Consider the following 17,372-nt stretch of genomic DNA (forward strand, 5'->3'; position numbering starts at 1 on the left):
ATAAAGTTTATATTAATTATTTTCTATTAATTTTACATAACTACTGTAGAAGAGCCGTTATTTTTCATTATTTAACCTGACACCTATCCCCATCAAAAGACTTTTTCAGCAACCCCGATTTATTTTATGCCGTTAATTAATCCTCGCCTATTTCTATCATTAACGGATGATTCCATAAATCTCACTAAATGTTCGATATGTTCGTTATGGCATAATGGTTCTAATTCTTTCAAGGCTTGACTGATGGTGAGGTTCGATCGATATAATATCTTATAGGCTTTTTTCATTAGGGCAATATCATCGGAGTCAAACTTATTTCTTTTGAGGGCAACCAAATTAAGAGAGCGCACATGGGAGGGGTTGCCTTCCACTAACATATAAGGTGGTACATCTCGATCGATCCTACTCATACCGCCTAGCATTGCCATTTTACCAATTTTTACGAATTGATGAACCCCTAGCATACCACCGATAACAGCTTTAGATTCTACCTCCACATGACCTGCTAAAGCAACAGAGTTGGCAATAACAATACCATTACCTAAAATACAATTATGGGCAACATGGACATAAGCCATTAAAAGATTATCGTTACCAATGACAGTTTCTTCTCCTTCTCCTGTGGCGCGGTTAACGGTGACATATTCTCGAAGGATATTACGATGCCCAATTTTAACGGAACTTTTCCCACCTTTGTATTTTAAATCTTGAGGTGCTAAACCTAAAGCCGCCCCCGGGAAAATTTGATTATCACAACCGATTTCAATAGGTCCAGAAATGACTACATTAGCACCAATAACAGTGTTTGCACCAATTTTCACATCAGCACCGATGACGACATTAGGGGCAACTTCCACCGTAGAATCTAACTCAGCTTTGGGATCAATAATAGCAGTAGGATGTATCACGATTCGTAAAATAATTAATTATATATTGGATAAAATTAGCAATGATAATGGACAAAAAAAATTCACCATGTCAATCATTGATTTTAAAACTTATCTCATTCAGGGACTAAAAATTAATCTAAAAGAGAAAATAGCATTTCTGCTTCTACCGCTAATTGTCCATCCACTAACCCTTTTCCTTGCATTTTAGCAATACGGTTTCGTTTAAATGATAGCAACTCTACTGTCATTATTAACTGATCACCTGGTATGACTGGACGGCGAAAACGAGCTTTATCAACTCCTGCATAGGCGAAAAATTTACCTTTCATCCCCGGTAATAATGTTAATATCACTCCCCCCACTTGTGCCATAGCTTCTAATTGTAAAACCCCCGGCATTATCGGTTTATTGGGAATATGCCCTGGAAAAAAAGGTTCATTGATGGTTACATTTTTAATTCCTGTTGCTTTTTGTCCTTCGGTGTAATCGATAATTCGATCGACCAAAGCAAAGGGATAACGATGGGGTAATAATTCTTGAATCTCTGTAATAGAGAAGATAGTTTGAGTCTTTTGTGCTAAATCTTGTTCCATTAATAATGATTTCCTGAAGACACTTGCCAATGAACCTTAATTAGAATATCACGAAGCAGTAAAAGTGAGTTGAGTAAATAAAAATTTTTTCGTAAACTTAGATGGCTTCTAGCTAGTCTTGATTCCTTTCTTGTCTTGGCTTTTCGTGAATATTAAAAACCAGCCCTTATGAGGTGGGATTTAAAGCGTCTTTTAAGCCATCTCCTATATAATTAATACTTAAAACGGTCAAAAAGATAGCTAACCCCGGAAATATCGCCATATAGGGGGCAGAGGAAAGATAATTTTGAGCATCATAAAGCATTCTTCCCCATGTGGGAATATCAGGCGGAAAACCTAATCCTAAAAAGCTGAGGGTGGACTCCACAATAATGGCGTTACCAATAGATAAAGTGGCGGCAACTACGATAACACTGAAAACGTTAGGAAGAATATGCACTAAGATTATACGAGAAGAATTTGCCCCTAAACTTTTGGCGGCACTAACAAATTCTCTTTCCTTTAATTGTAAAAATGAGCTTCTCACCAGTCGCGCCACAGGCATCCAATTTAATAAGCCTATCACTAATATTACTAAAACAAAAATTCCTGTTTGAGCTCCTAAAAGATTTTTAATGGCTTCCCTAAATAGATAAACCACTAATAATAATACGGGAAGTTGAGGTAAAGATAAAAATATATCGGTTATTCTCATCAAAATATTGTCGAGGATACCTCCATAATAACCTGCTAATGAACCGATAAGTGTTCCCAAAGTGATAGAAACTACCATCGCACTGATTCCTACGGTTAAGGAGATTCTACCGCCAAATAATGCCCTTGCTAGTTGATCTTGTCCTAGATCATTTGTACCAAATGGATGGTCAAAACTGGGGGGAAGAGTCGCCTTGGTAAAATCAATTTGCTCGATCGAGGTTTGATAGAATAAGGGCAAAATCAGGATATTGAGGATAATTAATGTTAATGTCAATAATCCTGCCATAGCCATTTTATCTTGAGCAAATTTACGCCAAAACATCATTTTAAGTAGGTGAGTAAAATTAATTGTATGTTTATGTTAAGGGAAAAGGCAACGGGCAACAGGCTATAAAAAAATTTACCTCATAATTTAAAAAAACGCTATACCTAGGGTTTGCTGAATAACTCACAAAAAAAATCATCTTCTGAGAATGCTTCTCATAATACTGAATTTGCAAAGCAATTGAAAGAAAGTCATAGTCTCTCTGAATCCAACTGTAATCATTCATCGAAGGAAAATGCAGAAGTTAATATTTAATATTTAACCTGAATGATTAATGAACAAAAAATCAAAACTCAAAAAGCTAAAATTTCATAAATTATCTAAAATTCAGTCTAGTAAGAAGATTCAGCGATTTGAGCCAACAATGGTTAATACAAAACAACTAATTTACTGTACACGAATTTATAGGTGTTTGAGCCCGTCACGTCAATTGGTGATCGCTATTTTTCTCTTTTCTTAACCCCCGAATAATCAGTTTTCCTGCTAAAATATCTCGATTAAAGGTAATTCTTGATAATAAATTTTGATTGATCATGATTGTTTTTAGGGATTGATTTTTATGTTAGTTCGATCGTTTTTGTATAGAATATATCTTAAATTCAAAAATTGCAAATTTTAAAAACTATTTGATTGCATTACTCAGGGTATAAAAATTAAAACCTCTATTTTGATAATTAATGATAATATTTTCTAAAGAATTTACTGTATTAATACGACTTAAACTTTCTTCTGGATGAATAAAATTAGGATTAGTTTTTGCTCCATCGTGCATTAAAATAACCGCAGGACTATTATTATTAATTGCTAAATTAGTGATAGTTTTTATATTACTACTATTACGCCAATCGTTAGTATCAATTGTCCATTGTGCATTCTTTAAACCAAATCTATTTACTATATTTAATAAATCAGGATTTTGATCTCCATAAGGCGCTCGAAACCATCGGGGTTGATAACCGATACATTGTTGAATAATTTGCTGAGTATATGCTATCTCTTTTTGTTGTTCTTCGATCGAAATTTTAGTAAGATAAGGATGAGTATAAGAATGATTCCCAATTTCATGACCTTCTTGATACATTCTTCGTATAATTGGACAATTTTTTTGAACTCTTTTACCCACGACAAAAAAAGTCGCTTTGACGTTATATTTTTTCAAAATATCTAAAATTTTAATAGTATATTCTGAAGTAGGTCCATCATCAAAAGTTAAGACAATTGATTTTGGTTTCATCGCATTAACAAAAACGGCTTTATTTTTAATTGTTAAGTCAGGAGAATTAGGAGGTAATATATTTTGATTTTGATAACGATTTTTATTATTAAAATAATCTTCCCATTTTTTCGCTGATTCCTGATATTGAACAATATATTTTTGATATTCTTGAGCATAGTTATAATATCTACTTTCAGGAGGAATAGCCTCTAAAAATTTTTGAGAATTATTAAGATTAATTTTGGTATTTTCTAAAATATTTTTACCTGTCAATTCGTCTATATTTTCATTTATTTGCGAGAAATTGTCGGTAACAGATTTAAAATAAAATGCCCCTTGATTTAAGTAATCAGAGTAAATTTTTTCTTGAGTTTCTAACTGATTTTCAACAATATTAGAATCAATTTTATTTTCTATGATGTTCTCTTTTTCTGAGGGTTCAATCTTATTTTCTGGAATGTTTTTTTCAACAGTATTTGATGATGACTTTTGTTCTTTTTTCTCAAAAAAATCGCTAGTGTAAATATAAGCAGAAACAACGCCAATTGTTACACTAGCAATAAAAATAAATAAAAAATTTAGTGATTTAAAATGTTTATCAGACATTATTTGATAGTTTTATTTGATTTCAAATTAGCGACGATCGCTTTTTTTTACCCAAAAATTATAACCAGAGGTAGTAGTTAAGCTATTAGCAAAACTCCAAGCGGCGCTTTCTGATTTAAAACTAGCAACTTGAGTTTCTCCTTTGACAATTAACGCATCCCCACAATAATTATTTTTTACAGTACTTAAAGCAGATTTTGGTCCTTTAACTGCCCACCATTCACTATAACTATCCCAATTATCACCGCAACGAGGTTGCCAAGTAATAGAAGGAGAGGGGTTATTTCTACTAAGATTAAGATTAGAAGAATCAACCACAACCGTTCTAACTGATTGATTACGGGCTTTTTCTTCAGCTTCTCTCCGTAATTGTTCAGCTTTCGTTCTTTCTTGCTCGGCTTGTAACCTCATTTTATCGGCTTCTTGTCGTTTAACTTCTTCTTCTTCTCGTTTTTTTTGTTCATCGGCTAATTTAGCTTCAGCTTCCTCTTTTTCTTTCTCTATGGCTTCTAATCTTGCTTGAGTTTCCGCTCTTTGTTGTACTATCAAAAACCCTCCTGACACTCCTAACGCCACTAATAAAGCCGTAATTATAATTACTAAAATATTATTGTTTTGAGGATTACTGACAGGATTTTGGTTAATTCCACTAGGATTTGTTGTTGGTTGACTCACAGGATTGGGAATTAATACCGTTGGGGATGAATTGGAGTTAGTGGGTTTTGATAAATCAATATTATTGACAGGAGGTGTTACCGCCACCGTATTAATTTGACTCATGTGTAAGGCTTCATACATAGCTTGAGAAGTAGGATACCTTTGACTTAAATCGATTTTCGAGGCTTTTTCTAATACTAGCCTTAAATTTGAGGGCAAATTGGGGATATAGCTTTGCCAGTCTAACTCTCCCGTGATGTTATTATTAGGAATTTCGATGGGGTACTTTCCTGTTAAACTGTAAATCATAGTTAAGCTCAGGGCATACAAATCGCTACTAAAAACCGTTCTTCCTGTGCTTTGCTCAGGAGGGATAAATCCCCTCGTACCAACGATTACAGAGCTTACCGTTGAACCGCTACTTAAACTTACCGCGCCCATAGTTTCCTTGACTGCCCCAAAATCGATTAAGACGGGTAATTTATCGGAGTCACGAATAATGATATTTTCTGGTTTTATATCTCGATGAATGATGTTTTTACCATGAACGTATTTAAGAGTATTAAGCAAGGATGACAAAATCGATTCACATTGGCTATGATGAATAGTGCCTAATTCCGCTAAACTTTTCCCTTCAATATATTCTTGAACTAGATAAAATTCTTCATTTTCGACAAAATAAGCGTATAAGGTAGGGATTTGTTGACAATTTTGCCCTAATTCTTCTAATACTTTGGCTTCTCTCTCAAATAGTTGTTGAATCAGTTCGATCGAAATGTTATTTTGATGAGCAGGTTTTAGACGTTTGATAACGACTTGTTTACCCGAAGGCATATGAGTATCTTTTGCTAAAAAAGTATCGCCAAAGCCACCACTGCCAAGACTTTTAAGGATTTCGTATCGATCGGCAATCATCATAAAAATATTTCCTCCTAAAGTTATACTCACTTATCAATCACATTTGTCGAATTTATGCACACTTGATTAAATTGTATAACAAAAATACTTTCTTAGCTTACGAATTTTGAATAAATCGTTATCTATTACTTTGATATAATAAGTCTAGTTACTTCAAAATTGTGGAGAAAAACCTTGATTAGAGCAGTTAAACAAAAAGTAATTGTGGGAAAACACCCACATTCCGCACGTCAAAATGTATAAAGTTAGATTATGAAAAGACTTTTTGAGCAGACCCTATTTATCCATTGATAATGACTTTTTCAAGTGCCTTGTTTGCATTGTCTCCAAGACTATTTTTCAATAATTCATATAAATTTCGATCGATTCTAGCACCCTCAAACTGACAATTTCCTAAAAATTTCGGCAAGATTTCCTCGTCTGGTAATTGTCGAAGTCCAAATTCATCCGCTAACATTCTGTCTCGTTTGCTTGGTACAATAATCGCCCCTGAAAAGTCTGCTCCCCTAAAGTCCACATCAATGAAGGTAGCTCGTATCAAAGAGGCTTGGGTTAAACTTGTATTTTGTAAAGAAAACTTTTTAATTATTGCTCCCCAAAAATCAAATCCATCCAGCATATGTTCGTCAAGAATTGAACCTTCTAACTTCTGGACTATTTTTTTATCTCCAAGATCAACAACTTGAATAATACTAGAATTGAGCGGGTCTGCACAATAACAACAAATGGGATTACCTTTTTGATCAGTATTAATGGAGTTCGATTGAGAAATTAAGAGAATAGGCGATGTAAGGTTATTTTCTAATAGCTGTACAAATACGGTATGTAAGTCACTGCTACTTCCCATGCGAATCCCATTAATAGTGGAGAATAGAAGTCCCCGAATAGCGTTAATTTTGCCTTTGCGTGGATCCATTACACCATCTGCAGTAAGAATCGTGTTGATCAGGTTAACACTGAAACTCTGAGTATTGGCGGCGGCGGCGGCGGCACTTTGATTAATAGATTGCTTGGTTTGTTCTCTAGTTAGAACGTATAAGCTATAGGTGAGAAGGCTTTGAATAATCAATCCAGCCCCTTGTAAGACTGTGTTTACACCTTCAAACCATGAACCTGCTTCATTTTCATCTCTGGTAGCGGCGGCGGCTACCTCATGAAAAAACCCCATACCTGCAACTGTGGTGAAAGTCAGAGAGATGATCAATGAAACTTTTATAGCTTTAGGGGATGATAGTTTCTGGAGAATTTTTTGTGTTGTTTTCGGAAAAGTCCCTTGGGCGAGGATTACTAAGCCAACTACACCAAATATGGTAAGAAGTGGATTATAAGGAAGAAACCCTCTGATAAAATTGAACTTTTCTTGACCGATTTCAACTGGACGTTCTATGACAAGACTAATTACAACAATAGGGAGTAGCAAGGTTATTAGGGCTATTAATAACGAGCTTTTTTTGTTGCTAAAATCCTTATAGTCCATTTTTATTTAACTTTAACCTTCTTTTTTTTAGCGTATCACACCATTATTCTCAGGACAAAAGTATTTAATTTGAAATATTGTTGTAAGAATATTTGTTAACGCACAAAAATAACTTTTACACTTTTACAAAAATAGACATCTTACCACTTCTACGATCGATTAAAAACAGTCATCTTTCGTACTTAATTTTGCTATTCTATTGGTGGGGTGTGCATCGCCCTACATTTATTAAAATTAAAATTTATGAAAATTGCGATAACAGGTGCGACAGGTTTTGTCGGCACAAAATTAGTTGAAAAATTAGTCTCTGATAATCAAGTCATTATCCTTACCCGTGATATAAATAAGGCTCGATCGATATTTCCCCCTAAAATAATACCTAATTTAGAATTTGTTAGCTATACTCCTAAACAGTTAGGGGATTGGCAAAAAAAAATCGATGGTTGTGATGCTATAATCAACCTTGCTGGTGCGCCCATTGCAGAAAGATGGAATGATGATTATAAACAAGAAATTCTGGATAGTAGGCAATTAGGTACTAAAACTCTTGTAAGTTCGATCGAACAGTGCGCTCAAAAACCCCAAGTATTAATTAACGCCTCCGCCATCGGGTTTTACGGTACAAGTGAAACTGAAACTTATACAGAAATTAGTCCAGCAGGTAATGATTTTCTCGCCCAAGTGTGTCAGGCATGGGAAACAGAAGCCCAAAAAGTCAAAAATAGTGGCGTGAGATTGGTTATTTTTCGTTTCGGGATAGTATTAGGCAATGGAGGGGCATTAGCTAAAATGATACCACCTTTTAAGATTTTTGCAGGAGGTCCCATCGGCGAAGGAAAACAATGGTTTTCATGGATTCATCGAGAAGACGTGGTAGAAATGATTATTCAAGCCCTCAAAGATAGTAACATTAATGGTACTTTTAACGCTACTGCCCCTTATCCTGTCACCATGAATGAGTTATGTAAAACGTTAGGAGAAGTGCTGAAACGCCCCTCATGGCTTCCTGTGCCTAGTTTTGCCCTCGAATTACTCTTAGGAGACGGTGCAAAAGTCGTTTTAGAAGGACAAAAAGTGTTACCTCAAAGAACAATGGATACTATGAACTATAATTTTCGTTTTCCTAACTTAAAATCTGCACTGGAAAACATTATTGCCAATGAATTTTAACAAAGAATTAGGAATTAAGAATTGAGAATTAAAAATGAAAAAACGCAAGAGGCAAAAGATAAGAGTAAGAAGAAATGTAGGGGTTTAATATATTAAACCCAACCCCATCAAAAAAATATATGGAAGAAAAACAGGCAAGATGCCTGTTCTACGCTGGTAAAATCATAATTATTGGAGTATTCTCATTATTTTTTCCCCCTCTTTATCATTTTTTATTTGGTAAGGTTGAGCTAAAGGCTAATAATTTAAACCACAGTTTAGGATTGGATTTAGGTAGCCATGAGTTTTGTTTTTCTAGCCAAGTATTAAACCATCCACTAAATAAGAGGTTTTTAAAAGCATCAAGGGTAAAAGCATTATAAGCACCTAACCATCTAAATATATCGGCACTTCCTGCCATTTCCCAAATCCATAACAATAAGGGAGGATTTTTTCGAGCGGCTTTTAAGGCTAATCGGTTAAATGTTAACCAATCTGTGCGATCCTTAATAAAGACTTCTGCTGTTTTTGGCTCGTCTGCTAATAAACCAAAAAAGGTGTTTAACATGGAATTAATTCTTGCCGGTGGTAAGGTTTTATGGGTAGGCACCATCATTCCTTTAGAAAATAACCATGTCACGGCGATATTGCTTTGATAGGCTTGAATTTGATTAAGGGATGATTCGTCTAAGAGGTTATATTTGAGGGCAGAGTCTAATAAATTGGTTAATTTACCTAAGTTTCTCACTAATGAGCCAAATCCTGTAAAAATTAAGGGGGATTGTAGGGAGGCGGCATCTCCTATAGATAATACTCGATCGGTAGCGATTTTTCGATCGAACTTATCAATAGTAAACTTGCCCGGTATGTAACCGAAAGTGGGTTTTTTCCAGATTAACTTATCCATGTCACAACGGCGATATTCGGGTAGGATAGAGAAAAAGTCCTCATACATCTCTAAAAGCGAACCCGGATTATCTTCATGGACTTGATGATAATGGAAAAGGTAGATAGTGACATTATTATCTTCTACAGGGAATAACTCCCAAATGAGTTGTCTTCCTCTGGAAATATCACCATGAGAAAATAGCACATCTCCGTATTCCCTATCCCACACTTCGGGGGATAAACCTTCTACCACTGCGCCCACGGTAGGGCAAACGCTATCAAATGCCTGATTTCCAGACAGTTGCCATGCAATAGGGGAAGCTGTACCCATAGCGTCAATGAGTAATCTAGCGGTAACGTCTTTTTCTTCTTCATTGGTTAAATTTTTGGTGTTAATAGTGACTAAATCTTTACCGATAGTCGCTCGATTAAATTCGGTTTCTTCCCAAATTTGCGCACCATATTTTCTTAATTTTTCTCCACATAAAGTTAATAATTTAGTGGTATCGATCGCAATATTTAAAACGGTGGGAGTGTGTAAAACTTCGGCTTTTAAGTGCTTGGGATTATTAGCATCAAAAAACTTACTAAAACCGTCTTTATATTCTGCTGAAATAATCGATTCAAATTCTTTTTTTGTAAACAAGCCATTGTCAATTAAAACCTGAAATTCTTGACGAGAAATATTCCATTCTCGATTCATTCTGCCAAATTTTAACCGTTCAATTAACAGAACACTATAACCCAATTTTGCCATTAAACAAGCATGGATAGCCCCTAAAGCACCCCCTACATAAACTAAATCATAGTCAGCTTTTCCCGTGGTTTCATCTTTAAATAAAACTTGTTTAAAATTATTTGTTTTAACTTTATTTTTTACACTTTCTCTCCAAGTTTTTTCCCACCAATAAACCCTTTTTAAATCGTATTCACCTTGGGGCATTTTCTGGAAATATTTAACGGTATTAGGATAATAAGGCTCTAGGGCAGAAAATATCGATCGATCTTGTAAATCAACATCAGGTAAAAGAGGATAATGAGGAGGAAATTGTTGATTAATAGCCTGATTTAATTCCTGTTTAATTTTATTTTCTGCAAATACTTGTTTATCACCCCAACGAAACATTTTTAAATAAGTTGTACGTTGTAATGTCCAGATAAAAATAGATAACTCATGATTATCAGCTAATTCTAAACGAATACCATCGGGGGTAATAATTTTTTTGCCGAGGGAGGGTTGCCATGTATTTTGTAACCAATGACAAACAATTTGCGAATCAGGGTTAGGAATTTCTAAATATAAGATTTCAGTTAAAATCATTGTACAATTCATTTATAAAAAAATTTCTCTATTCCTTCATTATCTAATAATCAGCGTCCCAAATGCTAATATGCGGAAAAGCTATTTAGATTGTCTGTAAATAAAGATAACTATTCCCATTAAACACTATAACTCGATCGAAATCCCTCCTCCTGTCATTGCGAGGTAACGAAGCAATCCCTAAAATCGATCGAACCTCCTAATCCTGTCATTGCGAGGAACGAAGCAATCCCTAAAATCGATCGAACCTCCTAATCCTGTCATTGCGAGGCACGAAGCAATCCCTAAAATCGATCGAACTTCCCTATCCTGTCATTGCGAGGAAACGAAGCAATCCCTAAAAACTCGATCGAAATCCCTCCTCCTGTCATTGCGAGGTAACGAAGCAATCCCTAAAATCGATCGAACCTCCTAATCCTGTCATTGCGAGGCACGAAGCAATCTCTTAAAATCGATCGCATCTATAACTGATTAAGATAATAAATCAATAAACTGATCAACAGTTAAATTAGCTTGTCTAATAATTGCTCTAAGTGTTCCTCGATCCAATTCCTTATGATTAGGAACAGAGATACGACTTTTTGGATTATTTCTCACTAAAATAATATGACTTCCTTTTTGCGAATGAACAATAAAATCAATTTTTTCTAAAGCATTAACACACTTTTTGCCAGAAATAACAGGTAATGAAGGCATAATTAAATTTTTATTACCTCATAACGATCTTCAGGAATTAATTCTCCATCCTGAATGAGAGACTCAATATAAAGTTCCATCGCTTCTTGTATATTAGAAATAGCTTCTTCACGAGTTTTTCCTTGACTGATGCAACCCGGTAAACTAGGAATTTCAACTACATAGTATCCATCTTCACCTAATGATAAAAGAATTATTCTGTTAATTTTTGGATGAATTTGTAACATTTGATTTAAACAAAATTTCTGCGAATAAATTACATTTAATTATAGTCTATATCTCATAGGTAAACTATTGCATCCTTTTTTCAAAACACGATCGAACCCTCTATCCTGTCATTGCGAGGCACGAAGCAATCCCTAAAATCGATCGAACTCCCCTATCCTGTCATTGGGAGAAAACGAAGGAATCCTAACATCAATACCTAATATATTCTAATATCACTTATGGATTAATGTAAAATTAGGCTTAGAAGTAGCATTCAACTACTCTTAACCTAATATTAAATACTTAATCAAAATTTTAACATGAGTACAGTAACAGACAACGATTTAAGAGAAGTAAAAGAGTTAATTAACCAGTTAGGCGATCGAATCAATGATCGTTTTAATCAAGTGGAAACTCGCTTTAATCAAGTGGAAACTCGCTTTAACCAAATGGATAATCGTTTTAATCAGGTAGAAACTCGCTTTAACCAAATAGATGAAAAGATAACTGACTTAAGAATTAATCAAACAGAAGTACAAACTCGCTTAAATGACTGGAAACCGTCCATCGATAAAACCGCAGACTTATCCGAGAAAATAGGAGAGTTAAGAAACTGGAAACAGATAGCGATCGTACTTTTAACGGGGTTTATTACTTCAGTATTTTGGATTTTCCGAGATAAAATTTAACTTTTGTTTGACATAATTGTAGGACAACGAAGCAATCTCCAAAATCGATCGAACCCCCATAAACTCGAACCCTCTCAAAACTGTAGGTTGGGTTAACGAAGTGTAACCCAAAATTCCATAAAGTCGATCGCTAAAAGCGGCGCTGCGCGATCGAACTATAACAAAAAAGTTAAAATCAGATAATAAAATCAAATAAAATTTCTTTAAATGTCAGAAATAACTGCTAATTATGATGAATCATGGAAAGAGATTATAGGGGATTATTTGGAATCTTTTTTAATCTTCTTTTATCCCGATATTCATGAGCAAATTAATTGGGAAAAAACACCGATACCTCTCGATAAAGAATTAGAACAAATTACAGCCTCCTCTGAAACCGAAACTCGTCATGCTGATAAATTATTTCAGGTGTGGTTATTAGATGATCAAGAAGTGTGGTTATTGATTCATATCGAAGTACAAAGTCAGTATGATAAAAAATTTACCCAACGAATGTTTATTTATAATTATCGAGCTTTTGACTTGTATAATAAACCAGTGATTAGTTTAGCAATCTTAGGAGATGAAAGTAAAAAATGGCGACCTAATTTTTATGAATACGGATTAGGAAAAAGTAAATTAAAACTAGACTTTTCTATTATCAAATTACAAGATTATTTATGGGGGGAATTAGAGAAAAGTAACAATGTATTTGCCATAGTAGTAATGGCACATTTAAAAACGAAAGCCACCACTAGCAATTTATCAGAAAGGGAACAATGGAAATGGAATCTATCTCGTTTACTTTATGAAAAAGGTTATAACAGAAAAGAAATAACCGATTTGTATAAAGTCATTGATTTAATGATGACATTATCGGAAGATTTACAACTACAATTTGAAAATAAATTAACACAATATGAGGAGGAAAGAAAAATGCCTTTATTAACCAATATTGAAAGACGTGCTTTACAAAAAGGAGCGAAAGAAACCTACCAAGAAAATATCCTTGATTTACTTCAAGTGCGGTTTAATTCCGTGCCAAAAAGTATAGAAGATTTACTCAAAAATATTGATGATTTAGCTTTCTTAAAACAGTTACATTTAGCAACAATTAGTGTTAAATCTCTGGAAGACTTTGAACAATTAATTAACAATTTACGCTAATTTTATCTCTCGATCGAACCTCCTCACACTCGATCGAACCCTCCCCCACAATCCCCCAAACTCGATCGAACTCTCTCCGCCCTGTCATTGCGAGGCACGAAGTAATCTCCAAACTCGATCGAACTCCCCTATCCTGTCATTGCGAGGTAACGAAGCAATCCCTAAAACCTCGATTGAACTTATTAGTTCCCTCCTTTTTCAAGGGGGGATCAATCCAATTGTTACAATTTTGTGACTTTTACCCCAAAAAGTAAGCCGATCGATCGAAAAAATGTTAAGCTCATCCACATAAGTATTTTTATTTAAATGTATTTATTTACACCCTATGATTCAACTATCTCAAGCCATCGCTCAAACCGAAGCACTCCTGCTCGAAGCCTCTCTTAATCCTAGTCTCGAAACAAACTTAAGTATCGCCTTCGGAGATAATTATAACGTCACCGTAGCCGATAATATTTTCTCCTCATGGCGTAATCAAGACTTTAGTAACCTACCAAAAATCGTAGTTTTATCTCCGACAGAAATCAATGGTGCTCAGGGTGCATATAGTGCATTGAATAACACAATTTATTTATCATCTTTTCTTCTTGAGTCACAATCTGTTACGGTAATTCGTGATGTAATTATAGAAGAAATAGGACACTTTATCGATGCCCAAATTAACGATATAGACTCCCCTGGTGATGAAGGAGAAATTTGGCGTAACTTGGTGTTAAATCAAGCTATGACGGAGACAGAGTTAAATAATCTGAAAACGCAAAATGATTGGAATACCATAACCGTTAATGGACAAATTTTTAATGTAGAAAATAGTGGCATCATTAAAATAACCAATAATTCTACCGAAGACTTCAATCCTCAAATCTCAGGAAACAATGTAGTGTGGAGTGGTTGGGATGGTAATGATTATGAAATTTATTTTTACAATGGCACAAGTACCATTCAGTTAACCAATAACAATACCAACGATGATAATCCACAAATCTCAGGTAATAACGTAGTTTGGATTGGCAGTAGTGATAATTTTGATCCTCCTGAAATTTATTTTTACAATGGCAATACTACTCAGCTATCTAGTAATACATTCAATGTTCAATCCCCTCAAATATCGGGAAGTAATGTGGTATGGTATGGATTCGATGGCAATGATAATGAAATTTACCTTTACAATGGTAACACAACTACTCAATTAACTAACAATGATACACAGGATTCCGATCCCCAAATATCAGGAAACAATATAGTATGGCGAAGTTTTGATGGAAATGATAGTGAAATATATTTTTACAATGGCAACACTATTACTCAATTAACTAATAACACCACAGAAGATTTTGCACCCCAAATCTCAGGCAATAACGTGGTGTGGAGGGGTTTTGATGGAAATGATAGTGAAATATATTTTTACAATGGTAACACTACTACTCAGCTAACAAATAATACAACAGACGAACTAGAGCCTCAAATTTCAGGAAATAACGTGGTATGGAAAGGTTTTGATGGGAATGATTATGAAATCTACTTTTATAATGGTAGTACCACTACTCAGCTAACAAACAACACAACAGATGATTTTGCCCCTCAAATTTCAGGCAACAATGTGGTATGGTATGGATGGGATGGTAATGATTATGAAATCTATACCTATCAAATAGGTTCATTGTTGCTAGGAGATGTATATAATAACAATCTTGTGGGAACGACTGGAAATGATACCATACAAGGATTAGCGGGTAATGATACTCTACAGGGCTTAAATGGAAATGACCTTTTAGAGGGAGGTATCGGTGCAGATAGTATTATCGGAGGTATCGGTACGGATACCCTCAATGGTGGTGCAGGTGCGGATACCATGAGAGGTGGATTAGGAAACGATACTTACTATGTGGACAATACAGGCGATCGAGTTGTCGAAAATGCTGATTCAGGCATTGATACCGTTCGATCAACCATCACCTATACTTTAGGAAATAATCTCGAAAACCTTATTTTAGAAGGTACTGCTAACATTAATGGTACGGGAAATACCTTAAATAATAGCATTACTGGTAATAGTAGTAATAATATCCTCAATGGTGGCGATGGTAACGATACCCTTATCGGTGGTAATGGTAATGATACTATTATCGGTGGTGCTGGTAATGATAGTCTTACAGGAGGCTCTGGGAATGACTTTTTCCGTTTTAATTCTCCCTCTGAAGGGATCGATCGAATTACCGACTTTAACGTAGTAGATGATACCATTCTCATTAGTCGTAGTGGTTTTGGCGGGGGTTTACCCTTGGGCGAATTATCAGCTAATCGTTTCCGTATCGGTTCATCGGCGAGTACTCCTGATCATCGTTTCTTCTATAATACCAATAACGGAGGATTATTCTTTGATGTGGACGGTAACGGTGCAACCTCTGCGGTACGCATTGCCACTTTAAATACGGGATTAGCTATGACTAATGCAGATATTGTCGTCATTTAAAATTGAAGGGGTGGGAATTTCTCACCTCTATCATTGTTTTTACCCATTATTACTCATAACGAAGCAATCCCTAAAACTCGATCGAACGGAAATCTAATCTTTTAATTCAATTTGATTTTGAAGTCTGTCTAAACTTTGATGACGTAAATCCACTTCAATCATGGCAATTAATTCATCAAATTTTAAAGTAACTAAATCTAATTTGCGACAAGCCTCTCGCCATTTAGCTACGCTTTTAGTTCTTGCTTTTAGATCGGGAATATAATATTGGTTGTTCATCATAATCTCCAATTTTTTTGAGTTTCGGATAGACTTGCTGCGACTACATCGGCGGATAGTTGAGCTTGTTCTATGGTTTCACTTAACAATTCTAGGATAGCAGAAGGAGCTACTGGATAATATTCAGAAATTCTAAGGGTTAAGGTATGAAGACGAGAGTAAGGGTTTTTTAATCGCTCGAAACAATTCTGAATTTGCTCTAATTCGGGTAATGTTTCTTCTGTTTCACCATAGCGTTCAAAAAGACTAAATTCAGTTATTTTTGTTTCGGCAATAAGTTCTATTAGCCGTCTTTGTAAACTAAAAATAGTAGTTAATATTTCAGGAGATAATTTAGCCAAAAATACAAAACTCCTTGCAATTAATTGATTTTTTAAATTATAAAACATTACTCTAACAATTTGAGATCAACAATTATTTACCTTTTGCCTAACTTGATTTTGAATATTTTTAGTGAAATGATCGAACCTCTCCCTTCTGTCATTGCGAGGCACGAAGCAATCTCCAAACTCGATCGAACCTCCCTCTCCTGTCATTGCGAGGTAACGAAGCAATCTCCAAACTCGATCGAACTTCCCTATCCTGTCATTGCGAGGCACGAAGCAATCCCAAAACCTCGATCGCATCCTCGAATTATTTATTAATAACTGCCTGAACTACTATAGTAATTGTAGCCGTTAAAATTAAACTAAATGCAAGGTTAACCACTTGTTGGGAAGCCTTTTGGTAAATTTCTACTTTATCGTTAGTTTTGATAATTTCATCCTTAGTTTGGGTAATTTCTGCAACTAATTTTTCTAAAGTCGTTTCAATTTTGTCCAAGCGTTCAGAATCTGTCATACTTTTATTTTGCGATAGCTATTTATTTTAAATATCTCTCTATATTATCATTGTCCATCAGTAGTTCGATCGATGTCCATTCCTCAGTTAGAATCTTTAGGAGAAGCGTTATTAGATTTTCAGGATATTTCCGACTTAGAAAACAGGTTAACTAATTACATTTCCGATTAATTTTGATCACTCTTCTGCTGTGCCGCTCGATCGAATCATAAGAAGATTTGATTAAAAATTATGATAAATTTTTTATAGCTATTTACTAAATTTAATGAAGATTTGAAAGCATTTTCTTCCCCCTCTTCCCCCTCT

Annotated in this window: 20 protein-coding genes and 1 pseudogene; 7 read left to right on the forward strand and 14 right to left on the reverse strand. The window is 34.9% G+C overall.

From position 1 onward, the window contains the following. Positions 1-119: 119 nt before the first annotated feature. From lpxA to ACN4EE_RS17665, 6 genes are all read right to left on the reverse strand, one after another. On the reverse strand, positions 120-923 hold the full coding sequence (gene lpxA, locus ACN4EE_RS17640) for an acyl-ACP--UDP-N-acetylglucosamine O-acyltransferase (protein ID WP_431707804.1): 804 nt from the start codon (positions 921-923) through the stop codon (positions 120-122). 98 nt (positions 924-1,021) lie between these two features. Next, a complete protein-coding gene (fabZ, locus tag ACN4EE_RS17645; RefSeq protein WP_431707784.1) occupies positions 1,022-1,483 on the reverse strand; it encodes a 3-hydroxyacyl-ACP dehydratase FabZ in 462 nt (153 codons plus the stop codon). A 166-nt stretch (positions 1,484-1,649) separates the two neighbouring features. Further along, positions 1,650-2,501 (reverse strand): ABC transporter permease, encoded by an 852-nt coding sequence (locus tag ACN4EE_RS17650; RefSeq protein ID WP_431707805.1) that lies wholly within the window; start codon positions 2,499-2,501, stop codon positions 1,650-1,652. 625 nt (positions 2,502-3,126) lie between these two features. Continuing rightward, the gene (locus ACN4EE_RS17655; protein ID WP_431707785.1) at positions 3,127-4,326 is read right to left on the reverse strand and encodes a polysaccharide deacetylase family protein; all 1,200 of its coding nucleotides are present in this window, start codon (positions 4,324-4,326) and stop codon (positions 3,127-3,129) included. 27 nt (positions 4,327-4,353) lie between these two features. Then, positions 4,354-5,931 carry a protein kinase domain-containing protein gene (locus ACN4EE_RS17660; protein WP_431707786.1) on the reverse strand — a complete coding sequence of 526 codons (1,578 nt, stop codon included), beginning with the start codon at positions 5,929-5,931 and terminating at the stop codon, positions 4,354-4,356. Positions 5,932-6,181: 250 nt separating this feature from the next. After that, positions 6,182-7,378, reverse strand: a complete 1,197-nt coding sequence (locus ACN4EE_RS17665; protein WP_431707787.1) for a pentapeptide repeat-containing protein — start codon at positions 7,376-7,378, stop codon at positions 6,182-6,184. Positions 7,379-7,621: 243 nt separating this feature from the next. Between ACN4EE_RS17665 and thyD the strand changes: the two genes are divergently transcribed. Beyond that, positions 7,622-8,548: a thylakoid membrane protein ThyD gene (thyD, locus tag ACN4EE_RS17670; RefSeq protein WP_431707789.1), complete on the forward strand. Its 927-nt coding sequence runs from the start codon at positions 7,622-7,624 to the stop codon at positions 8,546-8,548. A 205-nt stretch (positions 8,549-8,753) separates the two neighbouring features. Here the strand turns inward: thyD and ACN4EE_RS17675 are convergent, their stop codons facing one another. Next, on the reverse strand, positions 8,754-10,736 hold the full coding sequence (locus ACN4EE_RS17675; RefSeq protein ID WP_431707790.1) for an NAD(P)/FAD-dependent oxidoreductase: 1,983 nt from the start codon (positions 10,734-10,736) through the stop codon (positions 8,754-8,756). 211 nt (positions 10,737-10,947) lie between these two features. On the opposite strand from ACN4EE_RS17675, the gene ACN4EE_RS17680 reads away from it, so the two are divergent. After that, positions 10,948-11,151, forward strand: a complete 204-nt coding sequence (locus ACN4EE_RS17680; protein ID WP_431707791.1) for a hypothetical protein — start codon at positions 10,948-10,950, stop codon at positions 11,149-11,151. A gap of 56 nt (positions 11,152-11,207) precedes the next feature. Here the strand turns inward: ACN4EE_RS17680 and ACN4EE_RS17685 are convergent, their stop codons facing one another. Next, a complete protein-coding gene (locus ACN4EE_RS17685; RefSeq protein ID WP_431707792.1) occupies positions 11,208-11,432 on the reverse strand; it encodes a type II toxin-antitoxin system HicA family toxin in 225 nt (74 codons plus the stop codon). Positions 11,433-11,434: 2 nt separating this feature from the next. After that, positions 11,435-11,659: a type II toxin-antitoxin system HicB family antitoxin gene (locus tag ACN4EE_RS17690; RefSeq protein ID WP_431707793.1), complete on the reverse strand. Its 225-nt coding sequence runs from the start codon at positions 11,657-11,659 to the stop codon at positions 11,435-11,437. Between the two features lie 300 nt (positions 11,660-11,959). Between ACN4EE_RS17690 and ACN4EE_RS17695 the strand changes: the two genes are divergently transcribed. Next, positions 11,960-12,328 (forward strand): hypothetical protein, encoded by a 369-nt coding sequence (locus ACN4EE_RS17695; protein WP_431707794.1) that lies wholly within the window; start codon positions 11,960-11,962, stop codon positions 12,326-12,328. Here the strand turns inward: ACN4EE_RS17695 and ACN4EE_RS17700 are convergent. Beyond that, positions 12,296-12,520 carry a hypothetical protein gene (locus tag ACN4EE_RS17700; protein ID WP_431707795.1) on the reverse strand — a complete coding sequence of 75 codons (225 nt, stop codon included), beginning with the start codon at positions 12,518-12,520 and terminating at the stop codon, positions 12,296-12,298. The genes ACN4EE_RS17695 and ACN4EE_RS17700 overlap by 33 nt on opposite strands. Before the next feature lie 15 nt (positions 12,521-12,535). Here ACN4EE_RS17700 and ACN4EE_RS17705 point away from each other — a divergent pair, with 15 nt between their 5' ends. After that, a complete protein-coding gene (locus tag ACN4EE_RS17705; RefSeq protein ID WP_431707796.1) occupies positions 12,536-13,474 on the forward strand; it encodes an RpnC/YadD family protein in 939 nt (312 codons plus the stop codon). On the opposite strand, the gene ACN4EE_RS17710 is transcribed toward ACN4EE_RS17705, so the two are convergent. Beyond that, on the reverse strand, positions 13,458-13,586 hold the full coding sequence (locus ACN4EE_RS17710) for a hypothetical protein (protein WP_431707797.1): 129 nt from the start codon (positions 13,584-13,586) through the stop codon (positions 13,458-13,460). The two genes, ACN4EE_RS17705 and ACN4EE_RS17710, sit on opposite strands and share 17 nt — an antisense overlap. Positions 13,587-13,799: 213 nt before the next feature. On the opposite strand from ACN4EE_RS17710, the gene ACN4EE_RS17715 reads away from it, so the two are divergent. Then, positions 13,800-15,947 carry a hypothetical protein gene (locus tag ACN4EE_RS17715; protein WP_431707798.1) on the forward strand — a complete coding sequence of 716 codons (2,148 nt, stop codon included), beginning with the start codon at positions 13,800-13,802 and terminating at the stop codon, positions 15,945-15,947. A gap of 93 nt (positions 15,948-16,040) precedes the next feature. Here ACN4EE_RS17715 and ACN4EE_RS17720 read toward each other — a convergent pair whose 3' ends face one another. Both ACN4EE_RS17720 and ACN4EE_RS17725 read right to left on the reverse strand, forming a co-directional pair. Further along, complete coding sequence (locus tag ACN4EE_RS17720) at positions 16,041-16,229, reverse strand: hypothetical protein (RefSeq protein WP_431707799.1); 189 nt, start codon at positions 16,227-16,229, stop codon at positions 16,041-16,043. Continuing rightward, positions 16,226-16,615: a hypothetical protein gene (locus ACN4EE_RS17725; protein WP_431707800.1), complete on the reverse strand. Its 390-nt coding sequence runs from the start codon at positions 16,613-16,615 to the stop codon at positions 16,226-16,228. Before ACN4EE_RS17725 ends, ACN4EE_RS17720 begins: the two co-directional genes overlap by 4 nt. Positions 16,616-16,684: 69 nt before the next feature. Here ACN4EE_RS17725 and ACN4EE_RS17730 point away from each other — a divergent pair, with 69 nt between their 5' ends. Beyond that, positions 16,685-16,870 (forward strand): hypothetical protein, encoded by a 186-nt coding sequence (locus tag ACN4EE_RS17730; protein WP_431707802.1) that lies wholly within the window; start codon positions 16,685-16,687, stop codon positions 16,868-16,870. Here ACN4EE_RS17730 and ACN4EE_RS17735 read toward each other — a convergent pair. Continuing rightward, on the reverse strand, positions 16,860-17,066 hold the full coding sequence (locus ACN4EE_RS17735) for a hypothetical protein (RefSeq protein WP_431707803.1): 207 nt from the start codon (positions 17,064-17,066) through the stop codon (positions 16,860-16,862). The genes ACN4EE_RS17730 and ACN4EE_RS17735 overlap by 11 nt on opposite strands. 63 nt (positions 17,067-17,129) lie before the next feature. On the opposite strand from ACN4EE_RS17735, the pseudogene ACN4EE_RS17740 reads away from it, so the two are divergent. After that, positions 17,130-17,237 (forward strand): annotated as a pseudogene (locus tag ACN4EE_RS17740) (DUF4351 domain-containing protein); the annotation flags it as partial. Positions 17,238-17,372 lie beyond the last annotated feature (135 nt).

It is taken from the genome of Geminocystis sp. CENA526, assembly GCF_050753365.1.
Taxonomy (GTDB): Bacteria; Cyanobacteriota; Cyanobacteriia; order Cyanobacteriales; family Cyanobacteriaceae; genus Geminocystis.

Excerpts from the sequence above, each read along its gene's own strand:
- ACN4EE_RS17665 (WP_431707787.1), bottom strand. The coding sequence starts at position 7,378 with ATGGACTATAAGGATTTTAGCAACAAAAAAAGCTCGTTATTAATAGCC.
- ACN4EE_RS17725 (WP_431707800.1), bottom strand. The coding sequence starts at position 16,615 with ATGTTTTATAATTTAAAAAATCAATTAATTGCAAGGAGTTTTGTATTT.
- ACN4EE_RS17715 (WP_431707798.1), top strand. The coding sequence starts at position 13,800 with ATGATTCAACTATCTCAAGCCATCGCTCAAACCGAAGCACTCCTGCTC.
- ACN4EE_RS17705 (WP_431707796.1), top strand. The coding sequence starts at position 12,536 with ATGTCAGAAATAACTGCTAATTATGATGAATCATGGAAAGAGATTATA.
- ACN4EE_RS17730 (WP_431707802.1), top strand. The coding sequence starts at position 16,685 with ATGATCGAACCTCTCCCTTCTGTCATTGCGAGGCACGAAGCAATCTCC.
- ACN4EE_RS17675 (WP_431707790.1), bottom strand. The coding sequence starts at position 10,736 with ATGATTTTAACTGAAATCTTATATTTAGAAATTCCTAACCCTGATTCG.
- ACN4EE_RS17685 (WP_431707792.1), bottom strand. The coding sequence starts at position 11,432 with ATGCCTTCATTACCTGTTATTTCTGGCAAAAAGTGTGTTAATGCTTTA.
- ACN4EE_RS17690 (WP_431707793.1), bottom strand. The coding sequence starts at position 11,659 with ATGTTACAAATTCATCCAAAAATTAACAGAATAATTCTTTTATCATTA.
- thyD (WP_431707789.1), top strand. The coding sequence starts at position 7,622 with ATGAAAATTGCGATAACAGGTGCGACAGGTTTTGTCGGCACAAAATTA.
- fabZ (WP_431707784.1), bottom strand. The coding sequence starts at position 1,483 with ATGGAACAAGATTTAGCACAAAAGACTCAAACTATCTTCTCTATTACA.
- ACN4EE_RS17650 (WP_431707805.1), bottom strand. The coding sequence starts at position 2,501 with ATGTTTTGGCGTAAATTTGCTCAAGATAAAATGGCTATGGCAGGATTA.
- ACN4EE_RS17655 (WP_431707785.1), bottom strand. The coding sequence starts at position 4,326 with ATGTCTGATAAACATTTTAAATCACTAAATTTTTTATTTATTTTTATT.
- ACN4EE_RS17720 (WP_431707799.1), bottom strand. The coding sequence starts at position 16,229 with ATGATGAACAACCAATATTATATTCCCGATCTAAAAGCAAGAACTAAA.
- ACN4EE_RS17695 (WP_431707794.1), top strand. The coding sequence starts at position 11,960 with ATGAGTACAGTAACAGACAACGATTTAAGAGAAGTAAAAGAGTTAATT.
- ACN4EE_RS17735 (WP_431707803.1), bottom strand. The coding sequence starts at position 17,066 with ATGACAGATTCTGAACGCTTGGACAAAATTGAAACGACTTTAGAAAAA.